Annotated in this window: 13 protein-coding genes; 6 read left to right on the top strand and 7 right to left on the bottom strand. The window is 71.6% G+C overall.

Annotated elements, in window-relative coordinates; translation table 11 throughout:
- Nucleotides 1-13 precede the first annotated feature (13 nt).
- Entirely contained in the window at nucleotides 14-499 is a 486-nt protein-coding gene (locus tag ACIHFD_RS27580; RefSeq protein WP_397369291.1) for a DUF1772 domain-containing protein, read from the bottom strand.
- Nucleotides 500-805: 306 nt separating this feature from the next.
- On the opposite strand from ACIHFD_RS27580, the gene ACIHFD_RS27575 reads away from it, so the two are divergent.
- Complete coding sequence (locus tag ACIHFD_RS27575; RefSeq protein WP_397369290.1) at nucleotides 806-3,889, top strand: BTAD domain-containing putative transcriptional regulator; 3,084 nt, start codon at nucleotides 806-808, stop codon at nucleotides 3,887-3,889.
- Nucleotides 3,890-3,896: 7 nt separating this feature from the next.
- Here the strand turns inward: ACIHFD_RS27575 and sulP are convergent, their stop codons facing one another.
- The gene (sulP, locus tag ACIHFD_RS27570; RefSeq protein WP_397369289.1) at nucleotides 3,897-5,561 is read right to left on the bottom strand and encodes a sulfate permease; all 1,665 of its coding nucleotides are present in this window, start codon (nucleotides 5,559-5,561) and stop codon (nucleotides 3,897-3,899) included.
- Nucleotides 5,562-5,634: 73 nt separating this feature from the next.
- Here sulP and ppk2 point away from each other — a divergent pair, with 73 nt between their 5' ends.
- Nucleotides 5,635-6,429 carry a polyphosphate kinase 2 gene (gene ppk2 / locus ACIHFD_RS27565; RefSeq protein ID WP_350738001.1) on the top strand — a complete coding sequence of 265 codons (795 nt, stop codon included), beginning with the start codon at nucleotides 5,635-5,637 and terminating at the stop codon, nucleotides 6,427-6,429.
- Here ppk2 and ACIHFD_RS27560 read toward each other — a convergent pair whose 3' ends face one another.
- Nucleotides 6,430-7,404, bottom strand: coding sequence for a GlxA family transcriptional regulator (locus tag ACIHFD_RS27560; RefSeq protein ID WP_397369288.1), 975 nt, complete (start codon nucleotides 7,402-7,404; stop codon nucleotides 6,430-6,432).
- 122 nt (nucleotides 7,405-7,526) lie between these two features.
- Here ACIHFD_RS27560 and ACIHFD_RS27555 point away from each other — a divergent pair, with 122 nt between their 5' ends.
- A complete protein-coding gene (locus ACIHFD_RS27555) occupies nucleotides 7,527-8,333 on the top strand; it encodes an ion transporter (RefSeq protein WP_397369287.1) in 807 nt (268 codons plus the stop codon).
- 18 nt (nucleotides 8,334-8,351) lie between these two features.
- On the opposite strand, the gene ACIHFD_RS27550 is transcribed toward ACIHFD_RS27555, so the two are convergent.
- A complete protein-coding gene (locus ACIHFD_RS27550; protein WP_397369286.1) occupies nucleotides 8,352-8,624 on the bottom strand; it encodes a GlsB/YeaQ/YmgE family stress response membrane protein in 273 nt (90 codons plus the stop codon).
- 300 nt (nucleotides 8,625-8,924) lie between these two features.
- Between ACIHFD_RS27550 and ACIHFD_RS27545 the strand changes: the two genes are divergently transcribed.
- Nucleotides 8,925-9,416 carry a DUF305 domain-containing protein gene (locus ACIHFD_RS27545; RefSeq protein WP_397369285.1) on the top strand — a complete coding sequence of 164 codons (492 nt, stop codon included), beginning with the start codon at nucleotides 8,925-8,927 and terminating at the stop codon, nucleotides 9,414-9,416.
- A gap of 243 nt (nucleotides 9,417-9,659) precedes the next feature.
- Nucleotides 9,660-10,466 carry an isocitrate lyase/phosphoenolpyruvate mutase family protein gene (locus tag ACIHFD_RS27540; protein ID WP_397369284.1) on the top strand — a complete coding sequence of 269 codons (807 nt, stop codon included), beginning with the start codon at nucleotides 9,660-9,662 and terminating at the stop codon, nucleotides 10,464-10,466.
- 21 nt (nucleotides 10,467-10,487) lie between these two features.
- On the opposite strand, the gene ACIHFD_RS27535 is transcribed toward ACIHFD_RS27540, so the two are convergent.
- From ACIHFD_RS27535 to ACIHFD_RS27525, 3 genes are all read right to left on the bottom strand, one after another.
- A complete protein-coding gene (locus tag ACIHFD_RS27535; RefSeq protein ID WP_397369283.1) occupies nucleotides 10,488-12,152 on the bottom strand; it encodes a VanW family protein in 1,665 nt (554 codons plus the stop codon).
- Between the two features lie 193 nt (nucleotides 12,153-12,345).
- Complete coding sequence (locus ACIHFD_RS27530) at nucleotides 12,346-12,756, bottom strand: hypothetical protein (RefSeq protein ID WP_397369282.1); 411 nt, start codon at nucleotides 12,754-12,756, stop codon at nucleotides 12,346-12,348.
- Between the two features lie 240 nt (nucleotides 12,757-12,996).
- Nucleotides 12,997-14,112: an arabinogalactan endo-beta-1,4-galactanase gene (locus ACIHFD_RS27525; RefSeq protein ID WP_397369281.1), complete on the bottom strand. Its 1,116-nt coding sequence runs from the start codon at nucleotides 14,110-14,112 to the stop codon at nucleotides 12,997-12,999.
- Between the two features lie 269 nt (nucleotides 14,113-14,381).
- Between ACIHFD_RS27525 and ACIHFD_RS27520 the strand changes: the two genes are divergently transcribed.
- Nucleotides 14,382-15,434, top strand: a complete 1,053-nt coding sequence (locus ACIHFD_RS27520; protein WP_397369280.1) for a Rieske 2Fe-2S domain-containing protein — start codon at nucleotides 14,382-14,384, stop codon at nucleotides 15,432-15,434.
- Nucleotides 15,435-15,439 lie beyond the last annotated feature (5 nt).

The raw sequence follows: 15,439 nt of genomic DNA, 5'->3' as shown, positions 1-15,439 counted from the left end.
TCAGGGGCCGGCTCTATTTCCCGGACAACGTGAGAGCCCAGGCGAGCAGGCCGAACGCGGTCGTGGAGGCGACCACGCGGACGAGGTTCCAGCTCCGCCACCGCATCTCGCCGAACGCCTCGCGCGCCACGGCCACGTCGATGCGGCCGGGATCCCCCGCCGCCTTGAGCGCGTCGTTGAGCGGCACGTTGACCACCAGGGTGATGACGAAGGTGATCACGTACAGGACGAGCGCGGCGACGATCCACGGCAGGGCCGGGCGGCCGAGATGGGCCACCGCGGCGAGGAGCGTGAACAGCAGAGCGCCCAGGAAGCCGCCTCCCATGAACCACGGGTTGATGATCGCCCGGTCGAGCGCCTGGAACGCGCCCACGAAGGTGCGGTCGTCGGTCCGCTCGAGGCCCGGCATGACCGTGTGCGCGTACAGGGCGAAGGCCCCCGCCGCGAGGCCCATCGACAGGGTGGCGGCCATCAGCGCCGTGATCCGCAAGCCTTCCACAGAGTCCTCCCAGCGGGCTCAGCGATGTCGTCCGGTCCTCACGATCCCATCGGCTCCTTTCGTGGACCTGTCCTGAACCTGTCGCGCGGGCCACGCCGAAACCCGGCGAAAGGAGGCGGTCCGCGCGACGCAAGGTTTGTGCAAGAACGATGGCATCGCCGGTGGCTACCGTAGTTCGTAGCGGCACGTGCCGATGGACCGGTTGCGGCACGACGACGCCCCACCCGCCCGTGCTGTCGTCCATCACTTCGCGACGTCAGGATGAATGTGGACATAAGGTCGAATGCCGGATTTCGGTTCGGGATTTTGGGCCCGCTCGAAGTCGTACGTGACGGCCGGCCGATCTCCCTTCCGGCGGCCAAGCAGCGGATCGTGCTCGCCACGCTGCTCCTGCGCGCCAACCGGAACGTCTCGCCGGACGAGCTGATCGAGCGGCTGTGGGCCGACGACGTTCCCCACAACGCCCGCAGCGCGTTGTACACCCACGTGGCGCGGTTGCGGCGCGCGCTGGGCGAGGACCCGGGCGGTGACGGCTCCCACCGGCTGATCCGCACGTCCGACGACGGCTACGTCATCGATGTGCCGCCCGAGGCGCTGGACCTGTCGCGGTTCCGGGCGCTGGTCGCGCGCGCCGGCGCCGGCACGGACGCCGCCGGCGCGGCGGATCTCCTCGGCCGCGCGCTGGGGCTGTGGCGCGGCCCCGTGCTGGCCGGCGTTCCTTCGGAGTCGCTGCACCGTGACGAGGTGCCGCCGGTCGTGGAGGAGCGGTTGCGGGTCGTCGACCGGTGGTTCCAGCTCGGCCTGCGGCTCGGCCGTGACGACGAGATGGTCAAGGTGCTCAAGGAGGCGACCGCGGAGCATCCGTTCCACGAGCGGCTGTGGGCGCAGCTCCTGGTCGCGCTGCATCGGTCCGGCCGCCGGGCGGAGGCGCTGGAGACGTACCGGAGCGTCGTCGCCCTCCTGCGCGACGAGCTGGGCGTCGACCCCGGCCAGGAGCTGGTCCGCCTGCACTCCGCCATCCTGGCCGGCGACCCCGACGCGGCGCGCGTGCTCGATGACGGCCACCTCCCGCCGGCCTCCCAGTCGGACGACCCGCCGCCGGGCCCGGTACGCCCGCGGCAGCTCCCCTCCGACCTCGCCTCCTTCACCGGGCGCCGCGACGAGCTCGCGGCCCTGAACGCCCTCCTCGATCGCGAGGACGCTCACGCGTCGCCGCCGATCGTGATCGCCGCCGTCAGCGGCATGGGCGGAGTGGGCAAGACGGCGCTGGCCGTGCACTGGGCGCACTCGGTCGCCGACCGGTTCCCCGACGGCGTGCTCCATCTCAACCTGCGCGGCTTCGGCCCGGGCACGCCCGTCGAGCCCCATGCCGCGCTGGAGCTGCTGCTCAACGCGCTGGGCGTGGTCGGGCAGCGGGTTCCCAAGGAGACGGACGCCCGCTCGGCGCTGCTGCGCAGCGTGCTGGCCGGGCGGCGGGTCCTGATGCTGCTCGACAACGCCCGCGACGCGGCCCAGGTGCGTCCGCTGCTGCCGGGCTCGCGCTCGTTCGTGCTGGTCACCAGCCGCAACCAGCTGCGCGGCCTGGCCGTACGGGAGGGGGCGCGGCCCCTCGTGCTCGGCCGGTTCTCGCCCGGCGAGTCGACCGCCCTGCTGGCCGCGATCCTTGGCCCGGAACGGATCGGCGCCGAGCCGTGGGCCGCCGCCGAGCTGGCTCGGTCGTGCGTCCACCTGCCGCTGGCGCTGACGATCGCGGCCGAGCACGCGATGTACCGCCCGGACAGCCCGTTGCAGAGCCTGGCCGAGGAGGTGCGGGCCCAGCGGACCCGGCTGGACGCGCTGGACACCTCCGACGACCACGAGGCGAGCGTGCGGGCGGTGCTCTCCTGGTCGTACCTGGCGCTGGAGCCGCCGGCGGCCCGGATGTTCCGCCTGCTGAGCCTGCACCCCGGTCCCGACGTCGGCCCGGGGGCGGCGGCCGCGCTGGCGGGCGTCCCGGTCGCCGAGGCGCGGCGGCTGCTCGACGTCCTGGCCGACCGGTCGCTGCTGGAGAGACCCAGCGGTGAACAGGGCCGTGAACAGGGCCGTGAACAGGGCCGGGAACGGCACCGCTTCCACGACCTGCTCCACGCGTACGCCGCCGAGCAGAGCGCCCTCGCCGACGGCGCGGCCGAACGGACGGCCGCCGTCCGTCGCGTGCTGAACTGGTACCTCCACACGGCGAGCCGCGCCGCTGACCTGGTCGAACCCACCAGGAGACGCTTCCCCGACGTGATCGACCGCGCCCCCGCCGAGCCGCCCGCGCTGGAGGGCCCGGAAGGCGCGCTGATGTGGGTGGAGGAGGAACGGGCCGGCCTCGTGGCGGCCGTCGCGCTGTCGGCCGAGCACGGCTGGGACGACTTCACCTGGCGGCTGGCGCATGCGCTCTGGCGGTTCTTCCTCATCACCGGGCACGTCCGCGACTGGATCGACACGCATCTCCGGGCGCTCGACGCCGCGCGCGACACCGGCGATCCCCGCGTCCTGGCCGAGACGATGAAGAACCTCGGCTTCGCGTACTGGCGGGCCGGGCACCTCTCCGAGGCGCTGGATCACCACGGCCGGGCGCTCGTCCTCGACCAGGAGAGCGGCGACGGCTGGGGCGAGGCCAAGACGCGCAACCATCTGGGGTTCATCCACGACCGCGCGGGCCACTTCGCCGAGGCGCTGCGCCAGCAGCAGCGCTCCCTCGCCCGCTACCGGGAGGCGGGCGACCTGTGCGGCCAGGGCCGCGCGCTCGTCGGCATCGGCAACGCCTACCGCCAGCTCGGGCACCACAGCGCGAGCATGGTCCACCTCAAGAGGGCGCTCGCCATCACCTGCGAGATCGGCGACCGCTGGGGCGAGAGCCTGGCCCTCACCGCCATCGGCTTCACCCGCCTGACCGGCGGCTACGGCGCGGAAGCCACCCGCCCTCTCTACCGGGCCCTCACCATCTCCCGGGAGATGGGCGACCGCTGGGGGGAGAGCATGGCCCTCATCGTGATCGGCCTCGGCCTGCTGATCAACGGCGAGTACGGGGACCCGTCCCACCCGCTGTGCCAGGCGCTCGCCATCTCCCGCGAGATCGGCGACCGCTGGAGCGAAAGCCTCGCGCTCACCGCCATGGGGTTCGCCAGCCTGGCCTCGGGGCGGAACGCGGAGACCACGCGCTACCTCCGGCGCGCTCTCACCGTCAGCCACGAGATCAGATGCATCGCCGGCGCCGACGACCTGCTCCACGAGGCGTTCCGCACCGCCATGCCGCGGGCCGGCCACCAGACGCTCGTCTCCACGCTGTCCTTCCACACCCGCCTGCAGCTCAGGCTGGCCGCCGTGGACGCCCCTCGCGCGCTCGGCCCCTCCCCGCGATGAGCGCTGATCAGGGCGTTTCGCGCTCCCACTGCCGGTAGGCGGCGACCGCGGTCGGGAGCGTGGGGAAGAGCCGCTGCTCGCCGACCGTGGCGGTCAGGCCGTAGGCGTCCAGGTACGTGCGCAGGTCCTGCTTGACCCTGGCCATGGCGAAGACGATGCCGCGCCGCTCCAGCTCCTGGCGCAGGGAGTCGACGGCGTCCAGGGCGGTGATGTCCACCTCGACGTTGGCCTCGGTGTTCAGGACGAACCAGCGGACGGGGGTGTCCTGCTGGTCGACGGCGGCCAGGGCGCGGCGGTGGAAGTCCTGGGCGTTGGCGAAGAACAGCGGCGAGTCGTAGCGGTAGATCACCAGGCCGGGAATGGTGCGGGCGGCCGGATAGTCGTCGATGTCGTGCATGCCCGCCAGGCCCGGCACCACGCCCAGGATCGCGTCATGCGGGCGGGCCACCCGGGCGAGCATCTCGGCGACCGACAGGGCCACGGCGAGCAGGATGCCGTACAGGATGTCGAAGATCAGGACCCCGGCGAAGGCGCCGAGGGCGAGCACGAGCTCGGTGCGGCGGAAGCGGGCCAGCCGCACGAAGTCGGGCGGTGAGACGAGCCGGGTGGCGGCGTACACGACGATCGCGCCGAGGGCGGCGGTGGGGAAGTCGGCCAGCAGCGGCCCGGCGAACATGAGCACCGCGACGACGGCGACCAGGCAGATGAGCGAGTACAGCTGGGTGCGGGCGCCGGCCGCGTCGGCGAGGGCGGTGCGGCTGCCGCTGCTGCTGACGGGGAAGCCGTGCAGCGCGGCCGCGCCCAGGTTGGCCGCGCCCAGCGCGAGGAGCTCCTGGTTGGCGTCGACCTCCTGGTGGTGGCGGGCGGCGAAGGAGCGGGCGGTCAGCATGTTGTCGCTGTAGCCGACGAGGAAGACGCCGACGGCGGGCAGCAGCAGGTTCTCCAGCGGGGGCAGCGAGGGGGCGGGCAGCCCGGCGGGGATCGCGCCGACCACCTTGATGCCCCGCGCCTCCAGGTGGAACACCGCCACGCTCAGCGTGGCCAGCAGCACGGCGAGCAGGGGCGCCGGGGCCGCGGGCAGCCGCCACTGCAGCAGGAACAGGAAGGCGAGCACCGCGGCCGCCATGATGACGGTGCCGGGATGAGCGCGGGGCAGCAGATGGACGAACGACGACACCTGCTCGATGAGGGACTCTCCCGTCACCGGGGCGCCGATGAGCTTGCCGAGCTGGCTCGCGATCATGATGACGGCCACGCCGGCGAGGTAGCCGACGAGGATCGGCCTGGACAGCAGGTCCGCGACGAAGCCCAGCCGCAGCAGCCGGCAGCCCAGGCAGAGCAGCCCGACGATGAGGGCCAGCGAGGCGGCCAGGGAGGCGTATCCGGCCGGGTTCCCGGCGGCCAGGGGGCCGATGGCGGTGGCGGTCATCAGCGCGGTGGTCGACTCGGGCCCGACCGACAGCTGGCGGGAGGAGCCCAGCAGTGCGTACAGGGCCAGCGGGGCGAGGATCGCCCACAGCCCGGTCACCGGCGGCAGCCCGGCCACGGTGGCGTAGGCCATGACCTGGGGGACGAGGTAGGCGGCGACGGTCAGCCCGGCGAGCAGGTCGCCACGCAGCCATTCGCGCCGGTAGGCGGTCAGGGTGGCCAGGCCGGGCAGGAAACGGATCACGCCCGAGGATGGCGCATGATGGCACGCGGGCGCCAGCATCACGCGCCCTGACCGGTGGAGGGAGTCCGAAGGCATGAGTTCTGACGGGTTGCGGCGCAAGCCTTACGAGAAGCGGCTGCTCCAGTTGCAGGGTGAGCTGGTGAAGCTGCAGGAGTGGGTGAAGGCGGAGGGGCAGCGGGTGGTCGTGGTCTTCGAGGGGAGGGACGCGGCGGGCAAAGGGGGCACGATCAAGCGGGTCGCCGAATATCTCAACCCGCGCGTGGCCAGGATCGCGGCGCTGCCCGCGCCCACCGAGCGGGAGCGGACGCAGTGGTACTTCCAGCGGTACGTGGAGCACCTGCCGGCCGCGGGGCAGATCGTGCTGTTCGACCGGAGCTGGTACAACCGGGCCGGGGTGGAGCGGGTCATGGGGTTCTGCACGCAGGAGGAGTACACCCGCTTCCTGCACCAGTGCCCGATCTTCGAGCGGTTGCTGGTGGAGGACGGGATCCTGCTGCGCAAGTACTGGTTCTCGGTGAGCGACGACGAGCAGGAGCGGCGGTTCCGGTCGCGGCTGGAGGATCCGATGCGGCGGTGGAAGCTGTCGGAGATGGACCTGGAGTCGATCACGCGGTGGGAGGAGTACTCGCGGGCCAAGGACGAGATGATGATCCACACGCACATCCCCGAGGCGCCGTGGTACGAGGTGGAGAGCGCAGACAAGCGGCGGGCCAGGATCAACATGATCTCCCACCTGCTGTCCACGATCCCGTACGAGGAGGTGCGGCGGGCGCCCCTGAAGATCCCGTCGCGGCCCGCCCCCAGCGGCTACCGGAGGCTGCCGCGGGTGGAGACGCCGGTCCCGGACGTGACCGGAGACCTCACCTGATCAGGGGCCGGGCTCGCGTCCGACGGCCCTGGAGCGGAACTGCGACGGCGAGACGCCGGCCCACGCCACGAACGCCTGCCGTAAGGACTCGGCGGAGGTGAACCCGCACCGGCGGGCGATGGCCGCGACCGGCTCGCGCGATCCGGCCAGCAGCTGGGAGGCCGCCTCCAGCCGCGCGTCGCGGACCAGCCGCGACGGGGTCCGGCCCACGTGCTCGACGAACAGCCTGCTCAGATGCCGCTCGCTCACCCCGGCGAGCGCGGCCAGCCGGGGCACGCTCAGGTCGCCGGTGAGGTTGCTGATCACGTGGTCGATGACCCGCCGGACCAGGGCCTGGTCGGAGCGCGGGATCCGGTTGAACAGGCTCACCTGCGCCTGGTTGCCGGGGCGCTTCAGGTAGGCGACCATGCCCATGGCCACGCGGCGGGCGAGCTCGGCCCCGTGGTCCTCCTCGATGAAGGCCAGCGTGAGGTCGAGGGCGGCGGTGACCCCGCCCGAGGTCGCGACCGCGCCGTCCCGGATGAAGATCGGCGCCGGGTCGACGTCGACCCGCGGGTAGCGCGCGGCGAGCTGCCCCGCGTAGTGCCAGTGCGTGGTGGCCCGGCGGTGGTCGAGCAGCCCGGTGGCGGCCAGCACCGTCGCCCCGGTGCACACCGACGCGACCCGCCGCGACAGCCCGGCGAGCCGCAGGACCTGGCTGACGAACCGGGGGTTGGCGGCGGCGGCCGCGTGTCCCCTCCCGCCGGAGACGACCAGGGTGTCGATCGGACCGTCCATCCGGTCGATCCGGTGCTGCCCGGACAGCTCGAGCCCGGAGTCGCAGCGCACGGGCCGGCCCATCGGCGTCGCGAACACCACCTCGTACGCCGGGTCGGCGCCCTGCTCGTTGGCGTGGTCGAACCCGGTCGTCACGGACGCCACGTCAACCAGCTCGATGCCGTCGTAACCGATCATGACGATCAGCCGTGCCACCATGGCCACATCGTACGGGTGCGCCGCTCGCCACGGCGATCCCGGACCTCCGGCCCAGCCGGCGCGGGCGCCGCGGCCCACTACGATGATCAATAATTGTGGTCGTCACCCGGGGGCGGTAGAAGTTGTCAGGGCCAGAACGCGTTCGTGCCGTCCTGGAGAGCAAGCTCGTGCAGCGCGGCGTCATCGCCGTGATCGTCATCAACGCGATCACCATCGGATGCGAGACGAGCGCGGACCTGATGGCGCAGGTCGGCGGGCTGCTGCACGCCGTCGACCGGATCGCGCTGGCGATCTTCACGGTCGAGATCGCCGCCCGCCTGTACGCCTACCGCAAGTCGTTCTTCGCCGACCCGTGGAACTGGTTCGACGCCGCGATCGTGGGCATCGCGCTCGTCCCGGCCTCCGGGCCCACGTCGGTGCTACGGTCGCTGCGCATCCTGCGGGCACTGCGGCTGGTCTCGGCGGTGCCCAGCATGCGGCGCGTGGTGGGCGCGCTGCTGACCGCCATGCCCGGGATGGCCTCCATCATCGGCCTGCTGGTGCTGATGATCTACATCGCGGCGGTGATCTCCACGAAGCTGTTCGGGGAGCTCGTGCCCGACCGCTTCGCCGACCTGCCGCGCTCGCTGTTCACCCTGTTTCAGATCATGACCGGCGACGACTGGGGCAACGTCGCGCAGGAGGTGATGGAGCACAAGCCGTGGGCGTGGGTCTTCTTCATCGTCTACATCCTGATGTCCACCTTCGTCGCGCTGAACCTGTTCATCGCGGTGGTGGTCAACGCCATGCACGAGACGGAGCCGTCCCCCGCGGAGACCCGCGCGCAGGCGGAGCTGGAAGAGGTGAAGCAGGAGCTGGCGGCGGTCAACGCCAAGCTCGACCAGCTGCTGACGCGCGAGCCCACGCCCGCGGGCGGCAAGGGCCCCTGACGGGGACGGCTGCCGCCGCTACCTTCGCCGCTTGCCGCCGTAGAGGCCGACCGTCAGCGAGACGCCGAGGGCCGCCAGGGCGACCTGGATGGCGAGCTCGATCCAGTCGACGCCGCCGGTCTCGGCGACGCCCAGAACGGAGGCGATCGCGGTGCCGACGAGCGCCGCGACGACGCCGATCGCGATCGTCAGCCAGACGGGGATGCGCTGCCGCCCCGGGATGACCAGCCGCCCGAGGGCGCCGATCACGATGCCGATGATGAGTCCGGAAATGATGCCGGTGATCGCCATGCTGAACTCCCCGACGCTCGGTGGTCCGTCTGCCCCGCACAACGAACGCGCTCCACGGCCGGTTCCTGACGCTCCCAGCACGGTAGCAACGGCCCTTCCCGGGGAACATATGGCCAGGTCAGCCCCGCGTAGACGGCTTGGGCTGACGTGCTGAAATCGGGGGGTTCAGCGGCGATGACCATAAAACCAGCGGCAGTGCACGGCGTCTCACTGGCCACGTCCTTGGCGGTGGGGGCGTTCGCCCTCGCCGCCTGCGGCAGTAGCCCGGCGCGGCGGGACACGACCATGATGTCCGGAGCCGTGCCGGTCGCGACGGCGAGCGCTCAGTCGAAACCCGCTTTCGACGACGCCGACGTGATGTTCGCGCAGATGATGATCGCGCACCACCAGGAAGCCATTGAGATGGCCGAGCTGGCCACGACGCGGGCAACGTACGAGGAGACCAAAGAACTGGCGGAGAAGATCAAGTCCGGGCAGCAGCCGGAGATCGAGACCCTGCAGGGCTGGCTGAAGGAGTGGGGCAAGACTACGCCGATCAGCGAGGCGGGGCACGAGGCGGCGGCCGGCATATCCGACGCGAACATCAAGACACTGCTGGACGCCCGGGGCTCGGCCTTCGACAAGGAGTTCCTCACGATGATGGTCGATCATCACGAGGAGGCGATCGCCATGGCGCGGGTCGAGCGGAAGCACGGGAAGAGTTCGAAGGCGAAGAAGCTGGCCGACCGGATCATGAAGGAACAGCAGGCCCAGGTGACGCAGATGAAGAAGCTCCTCGCCCGGATTCCATGACGCGAGGGTCTCGACCGGGCGGGAGGTCACGGGTGACCGGCCTCGCGTCCGGGCGGGGGACGCCGGTCGGGGCGCGCGACGGGGGAGTTGCCCGTCAGCCGCGCCCTGACTGTTTTCGAGGTCGCGTGCGCTCTGGTGGGCAGCGGCACGGTCACAGCGGGATGTCCGGATATGGCCGGACCTGAGCCTGCGGCGCGGAAGATCCTTTGGTGTCCGTAGAGCTGCTTCGCCAAGGAGATCCGCATGACGCCGACCACGGTCACGCAGGCCGCCCGGTTCAGAGACCTGCACGAGGGCACGGTCCTCGTGCTCCCCAACGCCTGGGACGCCGCCTCCGCAGCCCTGATCGAGGCCGCGGGCGCGCGGGCGATCGCGACGACCAGCGCCGGCGTGTCCTGGGCCAGCGGGGCGCCGGACGCGGAAGGGCTCGGCCGGGAGCGGATGGTGGCCGCCGTGTCCGCCATCGTGGCGGCCGTGACGGTGCCGGTCACCGCCGACATCGAGGGCGGGTACGGCGACGTCGCGGGCACCGTTCGCGCGGTGATCGAGGCCGGCGCGGTCGGCGTCAACCTCGAGGATTCCCCCGGCCCCGACGGCGCGCCGCTCCTGTCACCCGCGGACCAGGCCCGGCGCATCGCCGCGGCGCGGGCGGCGGCCGACGCCGCGGGGGTCGAGCTGTTCGTCAACGTCCGCACCGACGTCTACCTGGCCGGTGCTCCGGGGGACCGGCTCGCCGAGGTCGAGGAGCGGGCGCGGGTCTACGCCGAGGCCGGGGCCGACGGGCTGTTCGTGCCGGGCCTGCTGGACCTGGACGCCGTCGCCCGCCTGGCCGGCGGGCCGCTGCCGCTGAACGTGATGGCCGGGCCAGGAGCCCCGCCGGTGGAGCGGCTGGCGGCGGCCGGCGTGGCGCGGGTCAGCGTCGGCTCGACGATCGCCCAGGCCGCCTACGCGTGCGCCGCGCGGGCGGCCGCCGAACTGCTCGGCGGCGGCACGTACGCGACGCTCGACGGCGGCCTCGACTACGGCGGCCTCAACGCCCTTCTCCGATGAGGACACCGTCCTCGCCCGAGGTCACTTCTCGCAGGTGAGGCGGGGTTCGGCGTCGTAGACGGTGTGGAAGCGCTGCTTGCGCAGGACCTTGCCGTCCTTCTTGAAGATGCGCCACACGTCGATGGCGAAGCCCTCCGAGCCGTCCATGGGGATGCACTCGTCCCCCTTCTCGCTGAGGGTCTCGACGGGCTTGACGTTGTAGCGGTCGGAGCTCTGCGACTCGATGTCGTAGCGCTTGGTGCTCCAGAACTGCACGGTGACCGAGGTGCTCGTGTACGAGGTCTTGATCAGGACGCCGTGACGGGAGTCGTTGCGCCAGCGGAAGTCCGGCTGGGGGAAGGAGACCGTGGACTCGCGCCCGGCCGGGTAGCGGGAGATGTAGTACTGGTGGGCCCGGTGCTGGACGTCCTGGAAGCCGCCGAAGAAGACGGCGTTGAACATGGTGGTGGCGAACTGGGAGACCCCGCCGCCGACGTCGTTGACGAACCGGTTGTTGAGGATCATCGGCGCCTCGACGAAGCCGCGGGCCTTGTCGCGCTTGCCGACCACGTCGTTGAGGGAGAACGTCTCCCCGGGCTGCACCACGTAGCCGTCCACGATGTCGGCGATGGTGTGGATGTTGGTCACGCGGGGCGCGCAGCACGGGTGCTGGGTGGTGAACGAGCTGACCTGCTCCTTCACGCCGAGCTTGGCCGCCTCGGCCGTGGTCACCCGGGGCTGCCGGGCCGTGGCGGGCAGGTCGACGCGGCGGCTGCCCGCCGCGACGGCCTCGGCGATGGCCGGGCCGAGCGTCTTGATGTCGGCGCCGTGGCCGGCCCGGGAGGGGACGACCTTCGGCTTGCCCTTGACGATCGTGAAGGAGGCGTCCTTGGGCGGCGTGATCAGCAGCGACTTGGCCATGTCCGCGGCGATCTTGCCGGCGTCGTACGACGGGCGCAGGCCGTTCTTGCCGTCGGGGACGAAGCGGAGACCGGCGGCCAGCTGCTCCCTGGACACGGTGGCCTGCTTGCCGCCGCTGGCCAGCGTGAGCGGGGAGGCGATCGCGGTGCGCGCGGTGGCGGAGGCGACCTCCTTGACCTGGGCGGCGGTGAGCGCGGGAGGAGTCACCTGGAGCTTCAGCTCGACGGAACTGCGCCCGGCCGCGAAGGCCGCCCGCACCGCCTGGGCCGCTCCGTCGCGGTCCAGCGCGCGTCCGGGCTTGGGCAGGACCGTGCGCGGCTCCAGCCCCTGGTAGCGGACGCCGCCCTGCACCGGCTTGGTATCCACGCTCTTGGCCAGGCCGGCGAGCCCGGCGGCCAGCCGCTGCTCGTCCACGATGACCCGGGGCGGGAGTTGCCGGCTGCCGAAGAGGGAGCGGGCGATGCCGACCGGGGTGGCGGCCCCGGCCATCGCGGCCTCGATGGTGGCCCGGGCGTCGAAGTCGAGCCCCAGCTCGGCGGGCGTGAGCTGGACCCGCTTGCCGCCCGCGACCAGCGTCATCGGCTGCCGTACGCGCTGGGCCAGCTGCCGGTCGAGGTGGGAGCGGGCGGCCTCGGGCGCCAGCCCGCCGATGTCCACGCCGTCCACGCGCGTGCCCGGGGGAACCTTGCCGGCGAGCGAGATGGCGGGCACGGCGTAGCCGAGCACCGCGACCAGGACGACGGCGGCGGTGATGATGAGCACGCGCCGCGAGCGAGGGGCGCTCACGACGGCGCCTGAGTGTGCATGAGGCCCGGGTGCGGGCCGCCGGCCGGGAGGGGCCCGGATCCGGTAACTGTGATGTCCATTTGGTCTTGGATACGGCTGGCGACCCGTTCAGAGTTCTCCGCCGACCTGACCTGCGATGATGCCCGGGGGTCGCGCATAGTGACGGAGTGTACTAGCAGATGTAGTAGGCGCGTCACCGCCGGACGACAGGCACCGGCTGGTCACGGCGGGCGGCCTCCGCCCTGACCCGCTTCCGCAGCTCCTTCGCGTGCCGGACGAACGACCACGTACGGCCCACCGCACCGCCGGCCAGACTCCAGTCGTTCAGCGCCCGCTCCACCTCGACCTCCAGCAGGTCGCCCGAGCCCGTCGTCGATCCCAGCAGCACGACGTTCTCCTGCCCTCCGGTCCCCGAGGACCGGTGGAACGTCAGGCACACCGGCCCCGGCGAGCCCGTCACCCCGGCGGGCAGCAGCACCTCGAACCCCCGCCTGGTGCGGACGACCGAGCGGGCACGCACCGTCACCGGCAGGCCGTCGGCCACCATCGAGACGACGGGGGCGCCGAGGCCCATCGCCCGCGCGGCGTAGGGCCGCCAGTCCACCGGCGGCGCCGACCGGCTCGGCAGCCGGGGCGGGACAGCGTCCGGCGGGCCAAGCACCCCAGGCGACCCACCCGCCAGCGGGACGCACAGGGCTTGTACGCGATCCTCACCACCGGACCGGCTTCCACCGCGTCGCGGCCACCCCCGTACTCCCCCTGGGACAGTACGCAAACGGCCCGCCACGGCCACGCCCGCCCGACTTGCCCGAAATGCTCAGGTAAACATAGAGAATCGCAGACGCTAGGGGGTCCATCTGATGCCGGGGTTGACGCCGCCGGTCCAGTTGAAGGTGGCCATGTTGTCCCACTGGTCGCCGGTGCCGTTGATGTTGGCCGGGTCCCAGCCGTTGCCCTGGATGGCGTACCAGGTCGGCTCCCAGTAGAAGACGCCGATCGCCCCCGCGTTGCGGGCGGTGTTCTGGACGGCGGTGAAGTTGCTCGCCTGCCCCGCCCAGGTGGCCGGGTAGCCGGAGCACGGCGCCGAGCCGTTGATCGCGTTCGGCTCGCTGTCGGCGTTGTTCGCGGTGAACGGGTAGGCGGTCTCCGCCACGATGACGGGCTTGCCGTAACGGGTTCGCACGTCGTTGATCACGCTGGACAGGGTGGACTGCGAGCCGTGCCACATGCAGTAGTACGACAGGGCGGTGATGTCCCACGGCACGCCCTTGGCGCGGATCCCGTCGTAGAACCAGCGGGCGTTCGCGAGGCTGTCGGCGTCCGCGGTGTGGATGATCACCTGGGTGCCGCTGTTGCACGCCTTGGTCGCGTTGTAACCGGCCTTCAGCAGCAGGCTGAGGTTGGTGAAGTCGTTGTTGATGACCTTGCCGTCGTTCCAGAGCATGCCGACGTTGATCTCGTTGCCGATCTGCACGCTGTCCGGCGTGGTGCCCTGCGCCTTGAGGCTGGTGCAGATGTCGTACGTGTAGTTGTAGACGTCCGTCTGGAGCTGGGCGATGCCGTGACTGGCCCACGCCGCCGGCTTGAACTGCTTGCCCGGGTCGGCCCAGGTGTCCGAGTAGTGGAAGTCGATCATCAGGCCGAGTCCCTTGGCCTTGACCGTCCTGGCGTAGGCCAGCACCTTCGCCTTGTTGTTGTAGCCGCTGGCCGGGTTGTTCCAGATGCGCAGCCGGGCGTAGTTGACTCCGGCGCCGATGAGGATGTCCAGCGGGTCGGCGGCCGTCCCGGAGGCGTTGTAGTACTTGGCCCCCAGGTCCAGGCTCCGCTGGAGCGAGGAGACGTCGGCGCCGCGCATGCTCAGCGTGGCGGCCTGGGCGGGCGTCGCCGGCGCGACCGCGATCAGCGCCGCGAGTGTCAGCAGGAGGGTGACCCGGATCCTTCGTAAGTGGTACGTGGTCATGATCGGTCCCGTTGATAGAGCCGAATTCCGGACTGTGTGCACGTTCACGGACGCATGTGGCGACGAGCAGCCCGAAAAATGCGCCTTTGGTGGGCGAAAGCGGCCTTATGCATACTGTGAACGTTCACAGACTGCTTGAGCATGAGGATAAAGAAGAATCCGGCACTCGGGAAGAGCGAGTTTTCCGGCATCCGGGAATCGTTGTTCCGCGCTCCGGGCGGCCGAGCCACCATCGTTCCCACCGGCAGCCGCACCACGAAGGAGTCGCCGTGTCGAGCATCCCCCGCGATCAGTGGTACGTCGCCGCGTACGGGCGAGAGATCGGCCAGGAGCTGTTCACCCGCACCATATGCGGCGAGTCCATCCTGTTCTGGCGCACCCGCGCCGGGACCGTCACCGCCATGTCCGACCGCTGCGTGCACCGCCGGTTCCCGCTGTCGCAGCCGCCCAGCCGGCTCGTCGAGGACCAGGTGGTCTGCGGGTACCACGGCTTCACCTACGGCGCCGACGGCGGCTGCGTCGCCGTCCCCGGCCAGACCAGGGTGCCGCGTACCGCCCGGTTGAAGAGCTACCCGGTCGTCGAGCTGGACTCCTTCGTCTGGGTCTGGATCGGCGACCCCGCCCGGGCCGACGCGGCCCGCATCCCGCGCGCGCCCTGGCTGGACTCGCCCGAGTACACGACGGTGTCGGGGATGGAGCCGCTCCAGGCGCGGTTCGGGCTGCTGGTGGACAATCTCATGGACCTGTCGCACGAGACGTACCTGCACGGCGGGTACATCGGCACCCCCGAGGTGGCCGCCACCCCGATCACCACCACGGTGGACGAGGAGGCCGGGATCGTGCACGTCAGCCGCCACATGGACGACGCCGAATGCCCGCCGTTCTACGCCAAGTCCACCGGGCTGACCGGCCGCATCATGCGCTGGCAGGACATCGAGTACACCTCGCCGTGCCTGTACAAGCTGCACTCCCGCATCGCCCCGCTCGGCGTGCTGCCCAACGCCGACGGCGGCGACCCGGACGCCTTCCACGTCGAGGTCGTGTACGCGATCACGCCCGAGACCGAGCACTCCACGCACGACTTCTGGGCGGTGGCCCGCGACTTCGCCCTGGACGACCAGGGCGTGTCCGACTTCCTGGCCGAACAGAACCGCACGGTGGTGCTGCAGGACGTGGCCGCGCTCGACGTGCTGGAACGGGTGATCGCGACCGAGCCGGCGGGCTACCAGGAGCTGTCGATCAACATCGACACGGGCGGGCTGGCGGCCCGGCGCATGCTGGCCGGACTGGCGGGGCAGGGCGCCCCGGCCCGGCAGGCGTGACGGGC

The sequence above is a fragment of the Nonomuraea sp. NPDC051941 genome (genome assembly GCF_044593615.1).
Note: the sequence above shows the minus strand (reverse complement) of the source record. Positions and strands in the feature narration are given on the sequence as shown.

What these genes read in the sequence shown, in the direction of transcription:
- ppk2 (WP_350738001.1), top strand. Translation starts at nt 5,635, where the DNA reads ATGAGTTCTGACGGGTTGCGGCGCAAGCCTTACGAGAAGCGGCTGCTC.
- ACIHFD_RS27560 (WP_397369288.1), bottom strand. Translation starts at nt 7,404, where the DNA reads ATGGTGGCACGGCTGATCGTCATGATCGGTTACGACGGCATCGAGCTG.
- ACIHFD_RS27550 (WP_397369286.1), bottom strand. Translation starts at nt 8,624, where the DNA reads ATGGCGATCACCGGCATCATTTCCGGACTCATCATCGGCATCGTGATC.
- ACIHFD_RS27540 (WP_397369284.1), top strand. Translation starts at nt 9,660, where the DNA reads ATGACGCCGACCACGGTCACGCAGGCCGCCCGGTTCAGAGACCTGCAC.
- ACIHFD_RS27525 (WP_397369281.1), bottom strand. Translation starts at nt 14,112, where the DNA reads ATGACCACGTACCACTTACGAAGGATCCGGGTCACCCTCCTGCTGACA.